Source organism: Nocardioides exalbidus (genome assembly GCF_900105585.1).
GTDB lineage: Bacteria > Actinomycetota > Actinomycetes > Propionibacteriales > Nocardioidaceae > Nocardioides > Nocardioides exalbidus.
Map to the genome: position 1 here is coordinate 1,547,385 of NZ_FNRT01000002.1, position 19,984 is coordinate 1,567,368.

The 19,984-nt window shown below is 71.7% G+C and carries 25 protein-coding genes and 1 pseudogene; 11 read left to right on the top strand and 15 right to left on the bottom strand.

The genetic code is table 11. The features are described from left to right. Positions 1 to 13: 13 nt before the first annotated feature. Together BLV76_RS07770 and BLV76_RS07775 are read left to right on the top strand one after the other, a co-directional pair. Entirely contained in the window at positions 14 to 1,414 is a 1,401-nt protein-coding gene (locus BLV76_RS07770; protein WP_245734590.1) for an MFS transporter, read from the top strand. Positions 1,415 to 1,550: 136 nt separating this feature from the next. Beyond that, on the top strand, positions 1,551 to 4,004 hold the full coding sequence (locus tag BLV76_RS07775; protein WP_090968611.1) for an immune inhibitor A domain-containing protein: 2,454 nt from the start codon (positions 1,551 to 1,553) through the stop codon (positions 4,002 to 4,004). A gap of 64 nt (positions 4,005 to 4,068) precedes the next feature. On the opposite strand, the gene BLV76_RS07780 is transcribed toward BLV76_RS07775, so the two are convergent. Further along, the gene (locus BLV76_RS07780; protein ID WP_090968612.1) at positions 4,069 to 5,181 is read right to left on the bottom strand and encodes an alpha/beta hydrolase family protein; all 1,113 of its coding nucleotides are present in this window, start codon (positions 5,179 to 5,181) and stop codon (positions 4,069 to 4,071) included. 121 nt (positions 5,182 to 5,302) lie between these two features. Here BLV76_RS07780 and BLV76_RS07785 point away from each other — a divergent pair, with 121 nt between their 5' ends. Further along, on the top strand, positions 5,303 to 6,175 hold the full coding sequence (locus tag BLV76_RS07785; RefSeq protein ID WP_090968613.1) for a sigma-70 family RNA polymerase sigma factor: 873 nt from the start codon (positions 5,303 to 5,305) through the stop codon (positions 6,173 to 6,175). 41 nt (positions 6,176 to 6,216) lie between these two features. Further along, a complete protein-coding gene (locus BLV76_RS07790) occupies positions 6,217 to 6,453 on the top strand; it encodes a DUF1059 domain-containing protein (RefSeq protein ID WP_090968614.1) in 237 nt (78 codons plus the stop codon). Between the two features lie 2 nt (positions 6,454 to 6,455). Here BLV76_RS07790 and BLV76_RS07795 read toward each other — a convergent pair whose 3' ends face one another. Next, positions 6,456 to 6,893 (bottom strand): MarR family winged helix-turn-helix transcriptional regulator, encoded by a 438-nt coding sequence (locus tag BLV76_RS07795; RefSeq protein WP_090968615.1) that lies wholly within the window; start codon positions 6,891 to 6,893, stop codon positions 6,456 to 6,458. 60 nt (positions 6,894 to 6,953) lie between these two features. Here BLV76_RS07795 and BLV76_RS07800 point away from each other — a divergent pair, with 60 nt between their 5' ends. Then, the gene (locus BLV76_RS07800; RefSeq protein ID WP_090968616.1) at positions 6,954 to 7,322 is read left to right on the top strand and encodes a VOC family protein; all 369 of its coding nucleotides are present in this window, start codon (positions 6,954 to 6,956) and stop codon (positions 7,320 to 7,322) included. Positions 7,323 to 7,328: 6 nt separating this feature from the next. On the opposite strand, the gene BLV76_RS07805 is transcribed toward BLV76_RS07800, so the two are convergent. Together BLV76_RS07805 and BLV76_RS07810 are read right to left on the bottom strand one after the other, a co-directional pair. Then, the gene (locus tag BLV76_RS07805) at positions 7,329 to 7,640 is read right to left on the bottom strand and encodes a hypothetical protein (RefSeq protein WP_090968617.1); all 312 of its coding nucleotides are present in this window, start codon (positions 7,638 to 7,640) and stop codon (positions 7,329 to 7,331) included. Positions 7,641 to 7,767: 127 nt separating this feature from the next. Then, a pseudogene (locus BLV76_RS07810) lies at positions 7,768 to 8,040 on the bottom strand (TetR family transcriptional regulator C-terminal domain-containing protein); the annotation flags it as partial. 216 nt (positions 8,041 to 8,256) lie between these two features. Here BLV76_RS07810 and BLV76_RS07815 point away from each other — a divergent pair. Beyond that, positions 8,257 to 8,550, top strand: coding sequence for a putative quinol monooxygenase (locus BLV76_RS07815; RefSeq protein ID WP_090968619.1), 294 nt, complete (start codon positions 8,257 to 8,259; stop codon positions 8,548 to 8,550). Here the strand turns inward: BLV76_RS07815 and BLV76_RS07820 are convergent. Next, positions 8,547 to 8,798 (bottom strand): hypothetical protein, encoded by a 252-nt coding sequence (locus BLV76_RS07820; protein WP_090968620.1) that lies wholly within the window; start codon positions 8,796 to 8,798, stop codon positions 8,547 to 8,549. The genes BLV76_RS07815 and BLV76_RS07820 overlap by 4 nt on opposite strands. A 35-nt stretch (positions 8,799 to 8,833) precedes the next feature. Beyond that, positions 8,834 to 9,919 (bottom strand): beta propeller repeat protein, encoded by a 1,086-nt coding sequence (locus BLV76_RS07825; RefSeq protein WP_090968621.1) that lies wholly within the window; start codon positions 9,917 to 9,919, stop codon positions 8,834 to 8,836. Positions 9,920 to 10,016: 97 nt separating this feature from the next. Here BLV76_RS07825 and BLV76_RS07830 point away from each other — a divergent pair, with 97 nt between their 5' ends. Together BLV76_RS07830 and BLV76_RS07835 are read left to right on the top strand one after the other, a co-directional pair. Further along, entirely contained in the window at positions 10,017 to 10,595 is a 579-nt protein-coding gene (locus BLV76_RS07830; protein ID WP_090968622.1) for a mycothiol transferase, read from the top strand. Between the two features lie 58 nt (positions 10,596 to 10,653). Next, a complete protein-coding gene (locus BLV76_RS07835) occupies positions 10,654 to 10,875 on the top strand; it encodes a hypothetical protein (protein WP_245734591.1) in 222 nt (73 codons plus the stop codon). A gap of 30 nt (positions 10,876 to 10,905) precedes the next feature. On the opposite strand, the gene BLV76_RS07840 is transcribed toward BLV76_RS07835, so the two are convergent. Continuing rightward, a complete protein-coding gene (locus tag BLV76_RS07840) occupies positions 10,906 to 11,115 on the bottom strand; it encodes a hypothetical protein (RefSeq protein WP_090968624.1) in 210 nt (69 codons plus the stop codon). A 102-nt stretch (positions 11,116 to 11,217) separates the two neighbouring features. On the opposite strand from BLV76_RS07840, the gene BLV76_RS07845 reads away from it, so the two are divergent. After that, the gene (locus BLV76_RS07845; RefSeq protein ID WP_090968625.1) at positions 11,218 to 11,595 is read left to right on the top strand and encodes a DUF1304 domain-containing protein; all 378 of its coding nucleotides are present in this window, start codon (positions 11,218 to 11,220) and stop codon (positions 11,593 to 11,595) included. Positions 11,596 to 11,598: 3 nt separating this feature from the next. Here the strand turns inward: BLV76_RS07845 and BLV76_RS07850 are convergent, their stop codons facing one another. The 6 genes from BLV76_RS07850 to BLV76_RS07875 form a co-directional block, all read right to left on the bottom strand. Continuing rightward, positions 11,599 to 13,260, bottom strand: a complete 1,662-nt coding sequence (locus BLV76_RS07850; protein ID WP_090968626.1) for an NAD(P)/FAD-dependent oxidoreductase — start codon at positions 13,258 to 13,260, stop codon at positions 11,599 to 11,601. Positions 13,261 to 13,281: 21 nt separating this feature from the next. Continuing rightward, a complete protein-coding gene (locus BLV76_RS07855; RefSeq protein ID WP_090968627.1) occupies positions 13,282 to 15,126 on the bottom strand; it encodes a Na+/H+ antiporter in 1,845 nt (614 codons plus the stop codon). A 42-nt stretch (positions 15,127 to 15,168) separates the two neighbouring features. Further along, complete coding sequence (locus tag BLV76_RS07860; RefSeq protein ID WP_090968628.1) at positions 15,169 to 15,732, bottom strand: dihydrofolate reductase family protein; 564 nt, start codon at positions 15,730 to 15,732, stop codon at positions 15,169 to 15,171. Positions 15,733 to 15,771: 39 nt separating this feature from the next. After that, positions 15,772 to 16,260 carry an SRPBCC family protein gene (locus tag BLV76_RS07865; RefSeq protein ID WP_090968629.1) on the bottom strand — a complete coding sequence of 163 codons (489 nt, stop codon included), beginning with the start codon at positions 16,258 to 16,260 and terminating at the stop codon, positions 15,772 to 15,774. A gap of 3 nt (positions 16,261 to 16,263) precedes the next feature. Next, positions 16,264 to 16,626, bottom strand: a complete 363-nt coding sequence (locus tag BLV76_RS07870) for an ArsR/SmtB family transcription factor (RefSeq protein ID WP_090968630.1) — start codon at positions 16,624 to 16,626, stop codon at positions 16,264 to 16,266. A gap of 129 nt (positions 16,627 to 16,755) precedes the next feature. After that, positions 16,756 to 17,439 carry an alpha/beta fold hydrolase gene (locus BLV76_RS07875; protein WP_090968631.1) on the bottom strand — a complete coding sequence of 228 codons (684 nt, stop codon included), beginning with the start codon at positions 17,437 to 17,439 and terminating at the stop codon, positions 16,756 to 16,758. 94 nt (positions 17,440 to 17,533) lie between these two features. Between BLV76_RS07875 and BLV76_RS07880 the strand changes: the two genes are divergently transcribed. Beyond that, on the top strand, positions 17,534 to 18,487 hold the full coding sequence (locus BLV76_RS07880; protein ID WP_090968632.1) for a helix-turn-helix transcriptional regulator: 954 nt from the start codon (positions 17,534 to 17,536) through the stop codon (positions 18,485 to 18,487). Position 18,488: 1 nt separating this feature from the next. Here BLV76_RS07880 and BLV76_RS07885 read toward each other — a convergent pair whose 3' ends face one another. Continuing rightward, positions 18,489 to 19,121 carry a hypothetical protein gene (locus BLV76_RS07885; protein WP_090968633.1) on the bottom strand — a complete coding sequence of 211 codons (633 nt, stop codon included), beginning with the start codon at positions 19,119 to 19,121 and terminating at the stop codon, positions 18,489 to 18,491. Positions 19,122 to 19,162: 41 nt separating this feature from the next. Here BLV76_RS07885 and BLV76_RS22470 point away from each other — a divergent pair, with 41 nt between their 5' ends. Further along, positions 19,163 to 19,339 (top strand): hypothetical protein, encoded by a 177-nt coding sequence (locus tag BLV76_RS22470; protein WP_175539603.1) that lies wholly within the window; start codon positions 19,163 to 19,165, stop codon positions 19,337 to 19,339. A gap of 9 nt (positions 19,340 to 19,348) precedes the next feature. Here the strand turns inward: BLV76_RS22470 and BLV76_RS07890 are convergent, their stop codons facing one another. Beyond that, on the bottom strand, positions 19,349 to 19,951 hold the full coding sequence (locus BLV76_RS07890) for a LysE/ArgO family amino acid transporter (RefSeq protein ID WP_245734592.1): 603 nt from the start codon (positions 19,949 to 19,951) through the stop codon (positions 19,349 to 19,351). Positions 19,952 to 19,984 lie beyond the last annotated feature (33 nt).

Sequence of the window (19,984 nt, forward strand, 5' to 3'; positions counted from 1 at the left end):
CTAGGGTCGCGACGTGGCCGACGAGATCCCCGCCGATCCTGCAGCCCCGCAGGTCGAGGCGCACCTCCCGCCCGGGGTGACCCGCGGGCCGGAGACCGTGCGCGCCTTCCGGCAGGTGCTCGGCAACACCCTCGTGGCCAACGTGACGTCGAGCTACCTCTGGTTCGCGCTCACCTTCTGGGCCTACCTCGAGACCCGCTCGGTGATGGCCACCGCGATCATCGGCGGCGGCTACATGCTCTTCACCGCAGTTTTCGGCACCTTCTTCGGCACGCTGGTCGACCGGCACCGCAAGAAGCAGGTCATGGTCATCTCCTCGACCGTGACGCTGGTGACCTACGCCACCGCCGGCGGTCTCTGGGTGCTGCTCGGCGAGGACCGCCTCGCCGACTGGGGCAGCCCGTGGTTCTGGCTGCTCAGCGCGGTGATCCTGGCCGGGGGCGTCGTGGAGAGCCTGCGCAACATCGCGCTGTCGACCACGGTCACACTGCTCGTCCCCGACGACGACCGCGACAAGGCCAATGGCTTGGTCGGCACCGTGCAGGGCATCTCGTTCATGGTCACGAGCGTCTTCAGCGGCCTGAGCGTCGGCCTCATCGGCATGGGCTGGACCCTCGCGGTCTCGATCGTGCTGACCGGCGTCTCGCTGCTCCACCTGCTGCCGATCACCATCCCCGAGCGCGCGCCCGACCCGGAGGAGGGCGGCGCCCGGTTCGACGTCAGGGGGGCGATCGCCGCCATCACCGTGGTGCCCGGCCTGGTCGCCCTCATCCTCTTCACGACCTTCAACAACCTGGTGAGCGGCGTCTACGTCGCGCTCATGGACCCCTACGGCCTCGAGCTCTTCAGCGTCGAGGCGTGGGGCATCGTCCTCGGCGTGACGGGCATCGGCTTCGTCATCGGCGGCGGCCTCGTCGCCAGGTTCGGCCTCGGGAAGAACCCCGTGCGCACGCTCCTGCTGATCAACCTGGCCGTCGCGGTGCTCGGGATGACGTTCACGATCCGGGAGCTCGCCTGGCTCTACGTCCTCGGCATCTTCGTCTTCATGGCGCTGATGCCGGTGGCGGAGGCGTCGGAGCAGACGATCCTCCAGCGCGTCGTCCCCTACCGGACCCAGGGTCGTGTCTTCGGGTTCGCCCAGAGCGTCGAGCTCGCGGCCAGCCCGATCTCGGCGTTCCTGATCGGGCCGATCGCCGAGTTCTGGCTGATCCCCTACATGGAGTCCGGCGCCGGTCGTGACACGTGGGGGTGGTTGCTCGGCGACGGCGACGCCCGCGGGATCGCGCTCGTCTTCCTCGCCGCCGGCGCCATCATGATGGTGACGGTCCTCCTCGCGCTCGCCTCGTCGCCCTACCGCCGACTCTCCTCGTCCTACGCCGTCGCGCCGCCGCAGCAGCTCGAGGCGACGCAGTAGCGCGCCCGTAGTCCTTCGGTCTATTTCCCCAACCGGGGGTCTGTTCAACGCGCCGGGGCGGGCCTAGGGTCCCAGAGGCAGGGAGTCGTCGCGGCTGATCCAGCCCGCCTTCCTGTCTCTCGGAAAGGAAGAACTCGTGAGATCCACGACCCTTGGGCTTTCCCTTGCCCTGATCACCGGACTCGGGGCGCTGAGCATCGCCCCGGCCACCTCGGCCCCCGCCGAGACCAAGCGCAGCGTCGGGGAGGCGCATGCGGCCAACTCGGAGCACGTGCTGCCCAACCCGGAGGCCGAGAAGCAGGCGGCCCTGCGCCAGCAGGCCTGGGCCGACGTGCTCAGCGGCGAGGCGTCGCCGCAGACCATCAACGGCACCAGCGTGCTGAAGGTCGGCAAGGAGCCGGCCGCCCGCGGCAAGGCCGGAGCCCGCAAGGGCAAGGCGGCCACCACGCAGGACCAGTACGTCGAGCTCGGCAACGAGCGCACCGACGAGGTCTTCGTGCTGCTGGTCGACTTCGGCAACCAGCGCCACCCGAACTACCCCGACCGTGACACTGATCCGCTGACGCCCGGCCCGGTCACCTTCGAGGGCCCCGGGTTCAACGAGATCCCCCAGCCCGGTCCCAACGACAACTCGACGCAGTGGCGCAAGAACTTCAACAAGAAGTACTACAAGGACCTCTACTTCGGTGAGGGCGACCTGAAGGACTCGCTCAAGAGCTACTACGAGCGCCAGTCCTCGGGTCGTTACAGCGTCGACGGCATGGTCACCGACGTGGTGACCGTCCCCTACAACGAGGCGCGCTACGGCCGCAGCAACGGCTACCCCTGCGCCGGCAACGTCTGCAACAACACCTGGAACCTCATCTCGGACGGCATGACCCAGTGGGTCGCCGACCAGAGGGCCGCCGGCAAGACCGACGCGCAGATCAAGCGGATCGTCTCGAAGTTCGACAAGGTCGACCGCTACGACTTCGACGGCGACGGCAACTTCGACGAGCCCGACGGCTACATCGACCGTTTCCAGGTCATCCACTCCGGTGGTGACCAGGCCGACGGTGACCCGATCTACGGCGAGGACGCCATCTGGAGCCACCGCTGGAAGGCCTTCCAGGGCACCGGCCAGGGCCCGACGCCCGGTGGCGTCGCCAACCCGGACGGTGGCACGCAGATCGGCAACACCGGCATCTGGGTGGCCGACTACACGGTGCAGCCCGAGAACGGCGGCATCTCGGTGGTCGCGCACGAGTACGGCCACGACCTCGGCCTGCCCGACCACTACGACACCGCCGCCTCCGGGGACAACCCGGTCAGCTGGTGGACGCTGATGGCGCAGAGCCGCGTGTCCGCGGCAGGCGACCAGGGCATCGGCACCCGCGCGGCCGACCTCGGGGTGTGGGACAAGCTGCAGCTGGGCTGGCTCGACTACGAGACCGTCGTCGCCGGGCAGGACCGCACCATCGACCTCGGCCCCCACGAGTACAACTCGAGCAAGGCCCAGGGTGTCGCGGTCGTGCTCCCCGACAAGCAGGTCGCGACCACGCTGCCGACCCCGGCCGAGGGCACCAAGCAGTGGTACAGCGGTGCCGGCGACGGCTACGAGGCCACCATGGCCCGCACCGACCTCGCGATCCCGGCCGGGACCACCACGCTGTCGCTCAAGGCGGCGTGGAACATCGAGGAGGACTACGACTACGGCTACCTCGAGGTGCAGTCGCCGGCCGGCAGCGGCACCTGGACGCCGCTGGACACCTCCGCGATCGACCCGGACACCGATGGTGACACCAACCCCGACAACGATCCCATCGCCGAGACGGGCATCGACGGCGTCAGCGACTACGTCACCGCGACCTACGACCTGTCGGCCTACGCCGGGCAGACCATCGGCTTCCGGGCCCGCTACGTCACCGACGGCGCCGTCCAGGGCCAGGACGCCGACCTCGGTTGGTCGGGCCTGCTGGTCGACGACATCAAGGTGACCAACGGCGCGACGACCGTGTTCGCCGACGGCGCGGAGACCTCGCCCAACGGGTGGACGCTCGACGGCTTCCGCTCGGTGGGGGCCAGCTACGACACGGCCTACGACCAGTTCTACCTGGCCAGCAACCGCACCTACACCTCCTACGACAAGTACCTCCAGACCGGTCCGTACAACTTCAGCTTCCCGGACCGGCCCGACTTCGTGGAGAAGTTCCCCTACCAGGACGGCCTGCTGGTCAACTACTGGGACACGTCGTTCTCCGACAACAACACCAGCACCCACCCGGGTGGTGGCCTGGTGCTGCCGGTCGACGCCAACCCCTTCGTGCACTACAACCTGCAGGGGCAGGCGTGGCGCGGTCGGATCCAGAACTACGACGCGCCGTTCGGCCTCCAGACCTCGGACTCCTTCTACCTCACCTCCGGTGGACGGAAGAGCTACATCCGGGGACGCGCGGCCAACCCGCTGTTCGACGACAGCGACCCGAACCGCTACTTCCAGCCCTTCGCCGACGCGGGCCTGCCCCGGGTCGGGGTCAAGGTGGCTGGAGCAGGGGTGAAGATGCAGGTGCTCTCGCAGAGCGGCACCGGCATGCAGGTCCGGGTGTACTGACCCACCAGTGACCGACGAGGGGCCGGGAGCGCACAGCTCCCGGCCCCTCGTCGCGTCCGGGTGCTCAGGCGGGCATCCGGTTGTCGAGGAACCGGACGGTGCGGTCCATCGCGGCGACGAAGGCCGGGCCGAAGGCGTGCCCGTCGTCGTACCACTCGAGTGTCGAGTCGACGCCGGCCTCGGTGAGCGCGCGTTGCGTCGCGGTGGCCCACGGCGGCGGGCAGGTGTCGTCGAAGCGGCCGTGGACCATCAGCACCGGCTCGGTGATGTCACCGAAGCTCGGGCGCGGCGAGACGCCCCGCCAGAAGGCGGGGTCCTCGTCGGGCAGGCCGTGCCGGCCGCGGAAGGCCGCCTCGAGCTGGGCGACCGGCGCGTCGGGTCGCTGGAAGTGGTCGAAGTTCTGGCCCTCGAGGCTCGACACCGAGGCCCAGCCGACACCGGCGGCGAAGAGCCCCGGGTCGATCGCGAGCGCCTTGAGCATCACGCCGCCGCCCATCGACCGGCCGAAGAGCGCGATCCGGTCGGGGTCCACGCGGACGTCCCGCGACTCCTGCAGCGCCTGCGCCGCGGCGATCACGTCGGTGGCGTACCCGAGCCGCACGGCGGACTCGATCCGCGGGTCGTCGCTCGACTCGGCGTGGTTGCGGTAGTCGACGTGCAGGGCGACGTAGCCGCGCTGGGCCAGGAAGCCGCGCTCGCGGGTCATGCCCTGGCCGCGGACGTAGTAGGCCGGGTCGATGTAGCCGTGGCCGAGCACGACCGCGGGCCATCCCCCTCCCTGGGGTGCCCGCCCGGTCGGCACGTTGAGCACGCCGCTGATGCGCAGCGGCGCGGTCCCGTCTCCCGCGGTCGTCGAGGCGAACGTGACGTCGTACGACGTGTAGGCGGGCGTCCGCTCGCGCACCGCTCCCAGCCGCAGACCGCCGCCGGTGAGGTCGGCCTGGGCGAGCGCGGCGATCGAGATGGGGTTCGGCGGCGGCTCGGGGGACTGGGTCTCGGTCGGGGTCTCGGTCGGGGTTTCCGTCGGCGTCTCGGCTGCCTCCGGCTCGGCGGACGTCGTCGCGCTCGACTCCCCGGCAGGTGCCGGGCCCGCGTCCGGCTCGCTGGTGCAGCCCGCGAGCAGCACCAGGGCCGCCGTTGCCAGGGAGGACCGGGTCGCGAGCGTGAGCGCTGCCATGCGTTCCAGTGTGCGCCACCGTTCCCAGCGCCACGTCCTAGGAAGGTGTCCGGGCTGCCGGTCACACTCGCGCCTCCCGGTTCGTCAGGGAGTTGGAATGATGCAGACGGGGAGGACCGACATGCACGAGCAGGGTGACCAGCTGGACCTGGCGGAGGCGTTCGAGGCGGAGCGACCGCGGCTCACCGGCATCGCGAGCCGGGTGCTCGGCGACCACGCCGAGGCCGAGGACGTCGTCCAGCAGGCCTGGCTCCGGCTCGACCGCGCGCGCGACGGCGGCACGGAGATCGACAGCCTCCCCGCCTGGCTGACGACGGTCACGACCCGCCTGTGCCTCGACCGGCTGCGGGCCCGGACGCCCGTCCCGGTCGAGGAGGTCGACCTGGTCGGAGCAGCCGAGACGGCTCCCGACCCGGCCGACGACGTCGCGCTCGCCGACACGGTGGGCATCGCGCTCCAGGCGGTGATCGACCGGCTGTCGCCGCGCGAGCGGGTGGCGTTCGTGCTGCACGACAGCTTCGGCTTCGAGTTCGGCACCATCGCCGCAGTCCTCGACACCTCACCCGTGGCGGCCCGCAAGCTCGCCTCTCGCGCCCGGGCGAAGGTCGCCCAGCCCCGGACCGACGACGCGCTCGCCGACTGGGAGGTCGTCGACGCCTTCATGGATGCCGCCCGCGGCGGGGACCTCGAGCGCCTCCTCCAGCTGCTCGCCCCGGACGCCGCCCTCAGCGCCGACGAGGCAGCGATCCTGTCCGGCACCCCGTCGTCGATCGAGGGGCGCGAGGCGATGGCCGGCTTCTTCAACGGCAGCGCCCACTCGGCGCTCGCCGTCTACGTCGGCGACCGGCCCGGTGCGGCGTGGTACCTGCGGGGCGAGGCGAAGGTCGCCTTCGACTTCGAGGTCGCCGACGGCCGGGTCCGGGCGATCGTCCTGCGCGCCGCCCCGGACGCCCTCGCGCAGGTCGTACGCCGCAAGGGCGCCGAGCGCCGCTGACCAGTCAGACCACCCCACCCACCCGACCACAGGAGAACCCGATGAAGACCATGACCTGCCGCCAGCTGGGCGGCCCGTGCGACCTCGCCCACCACGGCGAGACCCACGACGACGTGATCAACGCGCAGGACCAGCACCTCAAGCAGGCCGAGAAGGACGGCGACGAGGCGCACCTGCCGGCCCGCAAGGAGATGAAGGGACGCTGGCGCCACCCGAAGAAGTCGCTCGGTTGGTACAACGACATGAAGAAGGCCTTCGCCGAGCTCCCCGAGGACTGACCTCACGCCTGGAGCGCGTCGACCATGCCCCGCAGCATCCTGAGCGCCGCGGCCTGGTCGGAGGCGGAGAGACCGGCGAGCATCCGGACCTCGACCGACCGCACCGCCGCGGACGCCTCGGCCAGCCGTGCCCGCCCCTGCGGGGTGAGGGTGGTCGGCAGGGCCTTGCCGACCGGCGCCGACTCCGCCCGGGTGACGTCGCCGTCGCGCTCGAGCTGCTGCAGGAGCGTATGCATCGACTGGCGGGTCACGAAGGTGCCGCGCGCGAGGTCCGAGGCCGACACCCCCGGCCGCTGGGCCAGCAGCTCGAGGCAGGAGTAGTGCGTGATGGTCATGCCGAGCGGGCGCAGCACCTGCTCCATCGCGTGGCGCAGTGCGCTCGAGGCCTCCTTGAGCAGGTAGCCGAGCGACGTCTCGAGCTCGATGCCGTCTTGACTCATGTCAGCATCCTGACATAGATTCACGTGTCAGATAACTGACACCAATCGAAGGAGCACCCCATGCCCGTCACCGGACCCGACTTCATCTCCCTCCAGGCACGCGACCTCGACGCGTCCCGCGCGTTCTACGAGCGCTACCTCGGCCTCGTGAAGTCCGACGCAGGTCCGCCCCACGCCGTCGTCTTCGACACCAAGCCGATCGCGTTCGCGATCCGCGACCTCGCGCCGGGCACCGACCTCGGCGGCGTCGCCCAGCCCGGCATCGGTGCCGCGATCTGGCTGCACGCGACCGACGTGCAGGACATCCACGATGCGCTCGTCGCCGACGGCCACACCATCGTCGCCGCGCCGATCGACGGCCCGTTCGGCCGGACCTTCACCTTCGCCGACCCCGACGGCTACCAGGTGACGCTGCACGACCGCGCCTGAGCGCGCTCAGCGGCGGCGGTCGGACAGCGCCCACGCGGCGCCGGCGGCAGCCGTGGCCACGCCGAGGACCGACGGCCAGGTGCCGACCTTCTTGGCCAAGGGGTGCGAGACGCCCATCGCGGTCCAGTAGGCCGCGGTCAGCCCGGCGGCCAGCGGCGCACCGCCGACGGCGTACCACTGCTTCGCGGCGACCGCGTTCGCGCCGAGCATCGCGGCGCCGCCGAGGGGACGTACGCCGGTCTGCTGGGCGAGCGCGAAGCCGCCGACGAGGCCGGCGGCGAGGAGGGGAGCGGTGGGGAGGCGGGAGGCTGCGGTCACCCGGCGAGCGTAGCCAGCACGGAACAGTCCTCGGGCCGCACGCTCCTCGACCGCGGCGTGGCGGGGTGCACGAAAACTTCCGTGCAGGGGCCGGTGGCGGCTTGGCGCGGTGCACGAGAACTTTCGCTCACCCGAGTGCGGACACCGCGTGCTCGAGGAGCGCCACGGCCCGTTCGTGCGTCAGGTCGGGGTCGAGGACGCGCCTGATCGACAGTCCCGCCACGACCAGCTGGACGAGCTCGGCACCCACGGTCGGATCGGCCTGCTCGAGGTCGCGCAGGAGGACGTCCAGCTCCCGCTCCCACGAGTCCCGCACCACCTCCCCGACCACTGGCGAGTACGCAGCGAGTGCGAGGCACGACAGCCAGACCCGGACGTCGGACAGGTCCGAGTCGTCGGCGGGGAGCCAGCGCTGCCACCCGTCCTCACGCGTGCCCGGCGGGTGGGTGTTCCTGAGCCTGGGTGTAGCGGGACTCGAGGTGGCGGGTCATTCGCGGAGGGAGCTCGTCCATGGGGACACCCGACCATGTCGGGTCGCACGAGGCATTCCCTCATCCACAGGCCCGGGCGCACACTGGGGCTCCACGCCCCACCCCTTCTCCTGACAGGCAACCCCATGAGCGAGCTCCAGGTCGTCGCCACCATCCCCGCCAAGCCCGAGGCAGCCGACCAGGTCAGGGAGGCGCTCCTGACGCTCGCCGCCGCGACACGTGAGGAGGAGGGCTGCCTGGCCTACGACCTCTTCGAGTCGGGGAGCGCGCCGGGCACGTTCGTCACCGTCGAGCGGTGGACCGACTCGGCGGCGCTGGACGCCCACATGGCCACGCCGCACGTGGCCGCCGCGTTCGGTGCGGCCGAGGGCGCGTTGAGCGGCGAGGTGTCGATCCACCCGCTCCAGCCGGTCGGCTAGCCGCGCTCCGGTCGCCCGGCCGCGTCGCGGATCGCGCAGGTCTGCGCGAGCCCGAGGGCCCAGCAGGTCGGGCAGCCGCGCAGCAGCACCGCGGCGGGCACGACGAGCAGCAGCGCGAGCGGGCCGAGCCAGGGCACGAGCACGAACGCCGCGACCATCATCGGCAGGCCGAGCGCGCCCCGGACGAGGTGCCGGGGCACGCTGCGGCTGGCGAACATCGAGTCCGGGGTCGTGTCGGGCTGGCTCACACCCCTGGTTCGGTGCGGCCGGGGCCGCGGATGGCTCAGCTGTGCCCGACCCGGCCCTTGCTCCCGGCCGCCCAGCACACCTTCCCGACGCAGTCGATGACGTGGTAGCCCTTCTTCGACACGCGCGTCCAGGTGCGACCGCCGTCGGAGGTCGTGCTCGTGCCGGCCGAGCCGTCGTAGTCACCGGTCGCGACGGCGTACCGCGTCCCACGCAGGAACGTGACGTCCTCGCCGATGTGCCGCAGGTCGCCGCCGGAGGTCCAGGTGCGCCCGTTGCGGGTGTACGCCGTGGTGTCGGCCGTGTCGTCCGCCTCGGCGAAGTCGCCGCCGACGACGATGCCGTTGCCCGGGGTGGCGAAGGCGCCGGCGAACCCGCCGGCCGACTCGCCCGCGGGGATGCCGGACTCGGTGGCCGTCCAGGTCAGGCCGCGGTCGTCCGAGCGCAGGACCCGCGACTGCGCGCCGCCGGTGATGATGAAGGCGACCTTGCCGACGGTCACCAGGCAGTCGCCGCTGGCGGCGAAGCCGAACTCGTCGGCCGAGGCCGGCATCCCCTTGCTGGGCAGCACCTTCCAGCTCTCGCCGCGGTCGTCGGTCGACAGGATCCGCAGCTTGCCCTTGACCGGGTCGCTCACCGCCAGGCCGCGCTTGCCGTTGCCGTAGAACGCCATGCAGTCGTAGAACGCCTTCTTGTCCGGGTTGCGGAAGGCCTCGGTCCAGGTCGTCCCGCCGTCGGTCGAGCGGTAGATGCGCGACGCCTCGCCGGGGCCGATCGCCAGGACGTGCGCGACCCTGCCGTGCACCTCGACGTCGCGGAACGACAGCCCCTCCGAGTCGGCCGGGCTGACGTCGACCCAGGTGTCGCCGCCGTCGGTCGTGCGGAAGACGCGGGCGGCGCCGTCGTCGGTGAGGCTCTCGCCGGTGACCCAGGCCTCCGTCCTGCTGACGGCCTCGAGGCCGCGGAAGTTCTGGTCGGCATCGAGGACCGTCTCGGTCCAGTCCCCGAAGGGATCCGGGCCGTTCGACCTGTCGACCGCGGCGTCGGCCGCGGCCGGAAGCGTGAGGGCGAGCACCACCGGAAGGAGCGTGGCGGGGATGAGGGAGGCTCCGAGTCGTCGCATCCGGCCACCTTCCTCCCGTGACCGGATGCCTGTCCACACCTGATCGGTGACTCCTTCCGGCCCCCGATCGTCCGGATCCGGGTCTAGCGTCGTCACCATGAGCACTGACGACATCTGGGTCCCCCCGCCGTGGGAGCCGCCGCTCGCCGGCACCGAGCTCGAGCACCTCCTCGGTGCGCTCGGTCGGCTGCGCGCCACGTTCCGCTGGAAGACCGACGGCCTCGACGAAGCCGGGCTGCGGCAGCGGCTGGCCCCGTCGAGCCTGTCGCTGGGCGGCCTGCTGCTGCACCTCGCCGCGTCCGAGGACTACGTGTTCCTCACCAAGCTCCGCGGCGAGCGGGTCGACGAGCCGTGGACCTCGATGGGCCACGACGGCTCCAACGACTGGGAGCTCGCGCACGCCGACGTGATGGCGCCCGACGAGCTGTACGCCGCCTACGACGAGGCAGTCCTCCGGGCCGACGAGCGGATCGCGTCCGCGCTCGCCGACGGCGGGCTCGACCTGGTGGCCCACGTCGACGACGGCAACGGCAACCACCCGAGGCTGCGCCGGCTGCTCTTCGACATGCTCGAGGAGTACGGCCGCCACACCGGCCACGCCGACCTGATCCGCGAGGCCGTCGACGGCCGTGTCGGGGAGGACCCGCCCGACGACTGGAAGCCGACCTGGCTCTAGCCCGTCGGGCCCGAGAAGGGAGATGCGGTCAGCCTACGGATCGTCGTACGGTGCCGGCGTGCCTGCGCCCGAGGGATTCGACTACGACGTGCGTGGCGGCGAGGTCGTGATCACCCACCACGGCAAGCGCGCCACGGTGCTCCGCGGCAGCGCCGCGAACCGCTTCCTCGCCGAGGTGGAGGACGACGACCCGCAGGAGCTGATGGCGCGGGTCACCGGCAACTACCGCCGGGGCAACGAGCGCACCGCCAGGAACCACCCGCGCAACCAGGGACGATGACCTGCGCGGTGGCTCCTACTTCGACGTCTCCTACTTCGACGGCTCCGGGACGTTGATGTCCGAGCAGTCCGTCTTCGGGTTGATGCCGGTGTAGTTGAGCGGACCGGCCACGATGTTGAGGACGATGTCGCTGGTCTCGGAGCAGTTCTTGTCGCCGTCGTCGAAGTAGCCGCGCTGGTAGGCGGCGAAGGCGCCGATCACGAGCCAGATGACGAGCAGGATCCCGATCAGTCGTCCCATGAGGGCCTCCTCGGTGCTGGCGGCGGGGTAGCCACACGGTCGACTCTGCGCCCGCGCGCGACGACGTACCACCCACCCAGGGGTGGCCCTAGGCTGCCGACCATGACGATCATCGCTGTGGTCTTCGCGGCCCTCGCCGCCCTGCTCCACGTCTACATCTGGGTGCTCGAGTCCTTCCGCTGGACCGAGCCCGCGACCCGCAAGACCTTCGGCACGTCGGAGTCCGAGGCCGAGGTCACCGCGCCCATGGCCTACAACCAGGGCTTCTACAACCTCTTCCTCGGCATCATCACCGTCATCGGACTCGCCCTGCTGGGCTCGGAGCGCGCGGTCGGGACCGCCCTCGCGCTCGCGGGCACCGGCTCGATGCTCGGTGCCGCGCTGGTGCTCGTCACCCACGACCGGACGATGGCCCGCGCGGCCCTCACTCAGGGGCTCTTCCCGGCCCTGGCCGTGGTCTTCCTGCTGATCCAGCTCTAGGGACTACTGGCCCAGCCAGGTGTGGACCGACGACACGACGGAGGCTCCCTCGCCGGTCGCGGAGGCGACGCGCTTCATCGAGCCCGAGCGGATGTCGCCGCCGCAGAAGATGCCGGGCATCGTCGTGGCGAGGTCCTCGGGCGGTACGTCCTCGGCCCACCGCTCGCGCGGGATGTCGCGTCCGGTCAGCACGAAGCCACGCTCGTCGCGCAGCACCGTGTCGGGGAGCCAGCTGCACTCCGGAGCCGCGCCGAGCAGCAGGAAGAGCCCGCGCGCGTCGACCCGCTCCTGCTCGCCCGAGTCGACGTCCTCGAAGGTCACCCACGCGAGGTGGTCGACGTCGTCCGGGCCACCGTCGATGACCCGCGTGCAGCCGCGGACCGTGATCCGCGGGTTCCACTGGATCTCGTCGATGAGGTACGACGACATGGTGGCGGTCAGGTCCGGGCGCCGCACCGCGATGGTGACCTCCTTCGCGAAGCGGGCCGCGTGGATCGCGGCCTGCCCGGCGGAGTTGCCGCCGCCCACGATCACGACGTGGTCGTCGGCGAGCTCGCGCGCGGCCGCCATCGCGGCGCCGTAGTAGACGCCGCGGCCCACGAGCTCCTCGATCGACTCGACGCCGAGGCGCCGGTAGTCGACGCCGGTCGCGACGAGCACCGAGCGCGTGTGCACGTTCCCGCCGTCGGTGTGGACGATGTGGTGGCCGCCGTCCTCGCACGGTGAGATCCCGGTCGCCGGCCAGCCGGTGAAGAACCGGGTGCCGAAGCGGAGCGCCTGGCCGCGCGCGCGCTGGGCGAGCCGCATGCCCGAGATGCCGCGCGGGAAGCCGAGGTAGTTGCGGATCATCGAGCTCGTGCCGGCCTGGCCGCCGATGGCCTCCGCCTCGAGGCAGACCGTCGAGAGGCCCTCGCTCGAGGCGTACACGCTGGCTGCCAGGCCCGCCGGGCCCGCGCCGACCACGACCAGGTCGACCACCTCGTCGACGTCGATCTCGTCGGGGCGTCCGTAGAGCTGGTTGGCGAGCGAGCGGACGTCGGGGCAGTGGCCGCACCATCCGGCGAGCGAGCTCACGATCGGCCAACGGCCCTCGTCGTCGGGGCACTTCGCCATGACCTCGCGGCCGACCTCGCTGTCGGGGTGGTGCACGCCGGCCGGCATGCCGACGCGGCCGAGGTAGTCGAGGAGGTCGCGGGTGAGCGCGTCCTTCTCCGGCGTGATGATCCGGACGTTCTCCACCACGGGCGTGGCGACCGTGGCGTTCCACTCGTTGATGAGCTCGCCGACCGCCCCGTGGAACTCCTCGTCGCGTGGTCCTTGCGGCATCAGCAGCAGCGCGTCGACCTTGCCGGCGGCGACCGCGTGGCGGAAGGTGGCGTTGTCCGTGCGGAACCGGCTGATGTGCGACACGATCAGCCGCCGCGCCGTCGGGACGACCTTCCGGGTCCCGGCGATCAGCGTGTAGAGCTTGTCCTGGTCGTGGTCGGTGTCGATCACGAACAGCGCGACCTGGTGGCCCGACGCCATCAGCTCCTTGGCCGTCAGCTTGGCCGTGAGCTCGTCGCCGACGAGCCGGACGTCGTACTCCCGCTCGTAGCGGGCGAACGCCTCCGACAGCTCGGCGGCGTGGTTGGCAGAGGCGATGACGATCGCGGGGGCGCCCATGTTTCGAGCCTAGCCCCGGAATCAGGCGGTGAGGTTGTGCACGTAGCACCAGCGCCACGACTCGTCCGGCTCGGCGGACTGCATCACCGGGTGGAGGGACTCGTGGAAGTGCGCGGTGGCGTGCTTGCCGATCGAGGAGTCGCAGCACCCGACGTGGCCGCACTCGAGGCACTGGCGCAGCGAGACCCAGCGGGTGCCGTCGTCGAGACAGGTCTGGCAGACCGGGTCGGCGACGGTCTCGATCGCCGGGTGCGTGTCGAGGTCGTCGCACGAGCGCCCGGTGTTGATCGTGAGCGACCCGGTGCGCACGCTCTCGCGGGCCGACGTGCCCGCGTCGAGCATCGACTCCTCGATGTCGAGCATGCCGAGCACCTGCCGCACGACGTCGGAGGGCGCCTTGCCCTTGCTCCGCACCAGCAGCACCTTGGCCCGCTCGGCGTCGATCATCTCGCCGCGGATCCGGGCGTAGAGCTCCGACGGCGTCTCCTCGCCGGTCGCCGTGGCGAGCTGCTCCCACGCGGCGAAGGTGCGCTGGTCGAGCCGGGCCCGGATCTGCTCGACGACCCCGTGCTGGTCGTCGTACTCGAGCTCCTTGAGCTTGTGGAAGCCGGCGTCGGCGGCCTGCTGGAGCAGCGCGGCCCGGGCGAGCGCGTCCTCGGCGGGGTCGGGGGACGGTACGCCGAGGAGGCGGGTGAGCAGCGGCAGCGAGAGCCCCTGGATGAGGAGCGTGCCGGCCACGACCGTGAACGCCATGAGCAGGAGGAGCTCGCGGTGCTCGGTCTCCTCGGGGATGACGAACGCGGCGGCCAGGGTGACCACGCCGCGCATCCCGGCCCAGCCGACGAGGAAGGTCCACGACGCCGGGAGCGGGTTGCCGCCGAAGCGGCGGAAGAGCAGCGTCGAGAACACCCAGCCCATGCGCACGACCACGACGGTCAGCAGCGTCATGCCGCAGACGAGCACGATGCGGCCGGGCTCGAGCGAGGACTCGCTGACGTCCTCGAGGATCCAGTCGAGCTGGAGGCCGATGAGGAGGAAGACCGTGTTCTCCAGCATGAAGGCGACGGTGCCCCAGGTGATCCGCTCGGTGATCCGCGACTGCGCGGTCTGGATGATCGGCGCCTTGTGGCCGAGCAGCAGCCCGGCGACGACGACGGCGATGACGCCGGAGGCGTGGACCTCCTCGGCCGCGACGTAGGACGCGAAGGGCGTGAGGAACGAGATGCCGGTGTCCATCAGCGGGTCGGTGATCCGGCGGCGCAGCTTGGCGACGACCCAGAAGAAGGCGAACCCGATGAGCGCGCCGCCACCGGCCGCACGGACGAAGTCGATGCCGACGTCCATCACCGCGACGCTGCCGGAGATGAAGGCGATGGCGGTGCGCAGGGCGACGAGGGCGGTGGCGTCGTTGAGCAGCGACTCACCCTCGAGGATCGTCACCACCCGCCGGGGGAGGCCGATCCGCTTGGCGACGGCCGTCGCGGCCACGGCGTCGGGCGGGGCGACGACCGCGCCGATCGCGATCGAGGCGGCCCACCCCAGGTCGGGGACCAGCCACTGCACGACCGCGCCGACCGCGAGCGCGGTGACGATGACGAGCACGACCGAGAGGCGCAGGATCGAGCCCCGGTTGGCGTTGAAGTCGACCAGCGAGGTCTGGATCGCGGCCGCGTAGAGCAGCGGCGGCAGCAGGCCGAGCAGCACCACCTCGGACTCGAGGTGGATGGTCGGGAGACCCGGGAGGTACGACGCCGCGGCGCCGACCACGACCAGCAGGAGCGGCGCGGGGACGTGCAGGCGTTCGCTGATGGCGGTGGCGGCCAGGACGACCGCGGCCATCGAGACGAGCAGCAGGGCGAGTTCCACCGGTCGAGTCTGGCAGAACCCGCCCTGCGACGGTCGTCTCGTTCAGCGCACGACGTCGTAGCGCTGGAGGGTGACGCCGTTGCCGTAGGCGGCGTGCTCGACCAGCGACAGCTTGGTCTTGTCACCGTCGCCGAACAGCCTCTTGCCGCTGCCGAGCAGCAGCGGGAAGACGAGCAGGGTGTAGCGGTCGACCAGGCCGGCGCGCGCCAGCTCCTGGGCGAGGTGCGCGCTGCCGTGGACGTGGATCTCCCCGCCCTCGCTCTCCTTGAGCGCCGCGACGTCGTCGAGCGAGCGGAGCACGGTGACCTCGCCGTCGCCCCACGGCACGCGGTCGCCCTCGAGCGTGGTGGAGACGACGTACTTCGGCATCGCGTTGTAGGTCGCGAACTCCTCCATCGACGGCCACACCGGGGCGAACTCGTCGTAGGACCGGCGGCCGAACATCAGGGCGCTGGCCTCGCCGATCTCGCGGCCCTTGATCTCGTAGGCCGCCTCGTCGAACTCGACGTCCTTGAACGTCCAGCCGGCGTGCGGGTGGTCGCCCCCGCCGGGGGCCTCCATGACGCCGTCGAGGGAGAGGAAGGTGGTGATGACGATGGGTCGCATGGCTGGTCTCTTCTCAGGTCTCGTGGTCGGTGGGGGCGCTCAGGAGGCGAGCAGGTCGTCGATCTGGTTGATGGCCATCGTCGACCCTTCGACGGCGCCCATGTCGAGCACCTTCTGCAGCGAGGCGGCGTCGGCGTAGGTCGCGCGGAAGGTGGCCCGGGTGCCGCTGTCGGTCGCGGTGAACGCGAAGTCCTGGTGCGACTCGGGCAGGTCGGGGTTGGCGGTGAAGGTCTCGTCGACCGCGAAGCCGTCGCGGAAGGTGAAGCCGGTGGGTCGGTCGACGGAGGCGATGTCCCAGTAGGCGTAGAACCTCTGGCCCTCGGGGCTGGTCAGGTAGTAGTTCATCCGTCCGCCCTCGGTGAGCTCGTGGTCGACGAACGTGGCCGGGAAGCCGGGCGGGCCCCAGACGCGCTCGAGCTGGCGGGGGTCGGCGTACACGTCCCACACGCGCTCCACCGGCGCCGCGAAGTCGGCGGTGATGGTGAGGGTGAGGGCGTCGAGGTCGTGCTTCACGTCGGTGACGGGCATGGGTCAGTCCTTGTCTGTGTGGGTGGTCGGGTCGTCGCTGGCGAAGAGCTCGTCCATGCGGGAGATGCGGCCGCGCCAGAGCGCCTCGAGCTCGGTGAGCATGGCGCCCACCGACCGCACCGCCTCCACGTCGCCGCTCGCGAGGGCCTCGCGGCCCTGCCGACGCTTGGTCAGCAGGCCGGCCTTCTCCAGCACGGCGACGTGCTTCTGGACGGCGGCGAAGCTCATGTCGTAGCTCGCCGCCAGGGTCGAGACGGAGTGCTCGCCGGCCAGCACGCGCCGCAGGATGTCGCGCCGCGTCCGGTCGGCGAGGGCGTGGAACCAGGCGTCCGCCCGGTCCTCGGTGCCCTGCTCCGTCTCGGCCATGGGACTAACGTACAACCATATGGTTGTACGTTGTCAAGACCTTCCCCCGAAATCGCCGGATCCGTCATCCGGACCCGCGGTCATGCGTGCGGGTTCGGATGACGGATCCGGTCGGGCGGGGAGCGGGGGTCAGCGGCGGACGGCCCCGTCGAGGAGGTCGGCCAGGGCGGCGGGCTGGGTGTACATCGGCCAGTGGCCCGAGTCGATGTCGACCAGCTCGAGGGCGGTCGCGGCGCCGAGCTCGGGCACGTCGCCGGCGTCGATCCACTCCTGCGCCTCGGCCGGGCTGAACTCCGGGCACACGAGGGTGAGGGGTACGCCGTGGCGCGCGTCGCTGGTCCAGTGCACGACGCCGCGGGTGACGCCGACCGGCACCGCGATCATCCCGCCGAGCAGCGACTCCTTGAGCTCGTCGGACATGTCGTCGGAGTCGGGGCCCTCGAACTTCTCCCAGCCCGGGAACGGCATCACGCCGTCGACCGGCTCGAAGAAGTCGGCGTACTTCTCGCCCTCGGTCGAGGGGAAGCCGCCGATCAGCGCCACGCCCGCGACCGCGTCGGGGCGCAGGTCGGCCGCCGCCCACGCCAGCGTGCACGCTGCCGAGTGGCCGACGACGAGCGGCCGGCCCTCGGCCGCGTCGACCGCAGCGACGACCGCGGCCACCTGGTCGTCGTACGTCGCCGAGGTGGCGCCGTCGCCCTGCCCGGGCAGGGTGAGCGGGATCCCGCGGTGGCCGAGCTTCTCCAGCTCGGGCAGCACGTCGTCCCAGGCCGAGCCGTCGAGCCAGAGTCCGGCGATCAGCACGATGTCCATCAGGTGTCTCCTCGGAGGGTCGGTGGAGGGGCTGTCCCCACGCTAACGAGGATTCCGGACGCTCCACGACCGGTACTGGTGGGACCATCTGCGGATGAGCGAGATCAGCCCGACCGCCCGCGCGCTGCGGGCGCTCGACATCCTGCAGTCGCGCCCCGGCATCACCGCGACCGAGCTGGCGCAGCGGCTCGGCGTCACCGAGCGCGCCGCCCGGCGCTACGTCGCGATCCTGCGTGAGGCCGACATCCCGGTGGAGTCGACCCGCGGCCCCTACGGCGGCTACACGCTCGGCCGCGGGCTGCGGCTCCCGCCGCTCGTCTTCTCGGCCACCGAGGCGCTCGGCCTGGTGATGGCCGCGCTCGACTCCCAGCACGCGGTGGCCGACCCCGACGACCCGGTCGGCTCGGCCCTCGGCAAGATCCTGCGCGTGCTGCCGACCAACGTCGCGCGGCAGGCGACGATGGTGCGCGAGACCGCGCGCACGGTCCCCGACCGCTCGCCGGCGAGGCCCGACCCGGCGGTGACGAGCGAGCTCGTCGCGGCCGTCGCCGCCCAGCGCCAGGTGCGCTTCGGCTACCGCACCGCCGCCGGCAACGCCCGCAGCTTCGAGGTCGACCCGTGGTCGGTCGTCGTCCGCTACGGCCGGTGGTACCTGCTCTGCCACTCCCACCACGCCGACGCGCTCCGCACCTTCCGGATCGACCGGATCACCGAGGTCACCTCGCTCGAGGAGACCTTCGAGGTGCCGGCCGACCTCGACCCGGCGGCCGAGCTGGAGGCCAACCTCGGCAAGGGCTGGGAGTACGAGACGCACGTCGTCTTCGACGCCCCCATACACGAGGTGCGCCCGTGGATCCGACGCACGCTCGGCGAGCTGCGCGAGACCGCCGACGGCCGGTGCGAGCTCGTCGGCAGCACCAGCAACGCAGCGGCGTACGCCGGCGAGTGGCTCTCGTTCGTGCCGGTGTCCTTCACCGTGGTGGGCGGGGACGAGCTGCGGCAGGCCGTGCGCGAGGTCGGCGAGCGGATGCTCCGCGCCGCGCGATAGCTCAGCGCTCGATGCCGACTTCCTTGCCCAGGGTCCAGCCGCTGGAGATCGGCAGGTAGTCGCCGCTCCAGAACTTGCCCGGGTCGTACCAGGTGGCCTTGCGGTCGTCGCGCAGGATGCCCATCTCGATGTAGCAGGTGGCCACGATCTCCGCGCAGAACGCCGCCTCCGGGGTGACCCGGCGACCCCGCTTCTTGCGGGGGACGTAGGCGTCGCGGCCGCGCAGCCACCGGGCCGCGAGCCGGGTCAGGCTGGGGAAGGAGACGCCGTCGAGGCGGGCGACCGCGCGCAGCATGCCGTCCTCCTCGTCGCGGCCGATCTCGGGGCCGAGCTGGCGGAACCACGCGTCCTGCTTGTACTCGACCTGCCACCGCTGGACGGCCTCGCGCAGGTCGTGCAGCTGGACGCCGCGGTGGTGGGCGCCGGTCCACATGTCGACCTGCTTCTTGCCGAGCTCGGCGTGGAAGATCAGCGGCGGCAGGTCGTCGACGACGACGGCCATGCCGACGTGGTTCACCGGCGAGTTCGTGACCGCGCGGATCGCCCGGTCCGGCGCGCGCCGGCCGCGGAAGAGCCAGATGTCACCGCTGCGGGTGAGGTCGACCGCCTCGTCGAGACCCAACGCCTGTGCCATGGGCGGAAGTCTGCCCTAGATGTGGGTCTACCCTCGTCGACATGCGCGCATGGAAGCTCCTCGGCCTGGCCGGGATCCTCGCCGGTGTCGCGACGGGTGCCGCCGTCGCCCGCGACGAGCGCGTCCGCCGCCACTACGACGCCCGCGAGATCCGCGACCGCCTCCACGAGCGCCACGCCGAGGCCGTCGCCCGCGAGACGACCGCACCTGCCGAGTAGGCGCCGGCGTCAGGCCCCGAGCGCGAGCCGCAGGGCGATCGCGAGCATGACGAGCCCGATGACCACGTCGAGCACCTGCCAGGCCCGCGGGTCGGCGAGCCGCGGCGCGGCCAGCCGGGCGCCGTACGCCAGACCCGAGAACCACACGACGCTCGCCACGCACGCACCCACCGCGAACCACCAGCGGCCCGGGTCGCCGTGGGTGCCGGCGATCGAGCCGAGCAGGAGCACGGTGTCGAGGTAGACGTGCGGGTTGAGCCACGTCAGCGCCACGGACTTCGCGACCACGCCGCCGCGCGACTCCACCACGCCCTCGCCCGCCGCGAGGGCCTGCGGACGCCGGGCCCGCCGCAGCGAGCCGATGCCGTACGCCGTCAGGAACGCGACGCCGAGCCAGCGGACCACCTCGACGGCCCAGGCGGCACGGTCGAGGACCACGCCGATGCCCGCCACGCCGGCGACGATGAGGACCACGTCGGAGAGGGCGCAGATCGCGACCACGAGTGCGACGTGGCTGCGGCGCAGGCCCTGGCGGAGCACGAAGGCGTTCTGCGCACCGATCGCCACGATCAGCGACAGACCGGTCAGCAGGCCGGCGAAGACGTCTCCCACGGCCGACAACCTAGGGCCGACCCTGACGGATGT

Coding starts and splice junctions, on each gene's coding strand:
- BLV76_RS07860 (WP_090968628.1), bottom strand. CDS start 15,732: ATGCGACCCATCGTCATCACCACCTTCCTCTCCCTCGACGGCGTCATG.
- BLV76_RS07870 (WP_090968630.1), bottom strand. CDS start 16,626: ATGGCCGAGACGGAGCAGGGCACCGAGGACCGGGCGGACGCCTGGTTC.
- BLV76_RS07865 (WP_090968629.1), bottom strand. CDS start 16,260: ATGCCCGTCACCGACGTGAAGCACGACCTCGACGCCCTCACCCTCACC.
- BLV76_RS07800 (WP_090968616.1), top strand. CDS start 6,954: ATGCCCGTCACCGGACCCGACTTCATCTCCCTCCAGGCACGCGACCTC.
- BLV76_RS07815 (WP_090968619.1), top strand. CDS start 8,257: ATGAGCGAGCTCCAGGTCGTCGCCACCATCCCCGCCAAGCCCGAGGCA.
- BLV76_RS07880 (WP_090968632.1), top strand. CDS start 17,534: ATGAGCGAGATCAGCCCGACCGCCCGCGCGCTGCGGGCGCTCGACATC.
- BLV76_RS07790 (WP_090968614.1), top strand. CDS start 6,217: ATGAAGACCATGACCTGCCGCCAGCTGGGCGGCCCGTGCGACCTCGCC.
- BLV76_RS07840 (WP_090968624.1), bottom strand. CDS start 11,115: ATGGGACGACTGATCGGGATCCTGCTCGTCATCTGGCTCGTGATCGGC.
- BLV76_RS22470 (WP_175539603.1), top strand. CDS start 19,163: ATGCGCGCATGGAAGCTCCTCGGCCTGGCCGGGATCCTCGCCGGTGTC.
- BLV76_RS07785 (WP_090968613.1), top strand. CDS start 5,303: ATGCACGAGCAGGGTGACCAGCTGGACCTGGCGGAGGCGTTCGAGGCG.
- BLV76_RS07830 (WP_090968622.1), top strand. CDS start 10,017: ATGAGCACTGACGACATCTGGGTCCCCCCGCCGTGGGAGCCGCCGCTC.
- BLV76_RS07795 (WP_090968615.1), bottom strand. CDS start 6,893: ATGAGTCAAGACGGCATCGAGCTCGAGACGTCGCTCGGCTACCTGCTC.
- BLV76_RS07850 (WP_090968626.1), bottom strand. CDS start 13,260: ATGGGCGCCCCCGCGATCGTCATCGCCTCTGCCAACCACGCCGCCGAG.
- BLV76_RS07845 (WP_090968625.1), top strand. CDS start 11,218: ATGACGATCATCGCTGTGGTCTTCGCGGCCCTCGCCGCCCTGCTCCAC.
- BLV76_RS07885 (WP_090968633.1), bottom strand. CDS start 19,121: ATGGCACAGGCGTTGGGTCTCGACGAGGCGGTCGACCTCACCCGCAGC.
- BLV76_RS07875 (WP_090968631.1), bottom strand. CDS start 17,439: ATGGACATCGTGCTGATCGCCGGACTCTGGCTCGACGGCTCGGCCTGG.
- BLV76_RS07780 (WP_090968612.1), bottom strand. CDS start 5,181: ATGGCAGCGCTCACGCTCGCGACCCGGTCCTCCCTGGCAACGGCGGCC.
- BLV76_RS07825 (WP_090968621.1), bottom strand. CDS start 9,919: ATGCGACGACTCGGAGCCTCCCTCATCCCCGCCACGCTCCTTCCGGTG.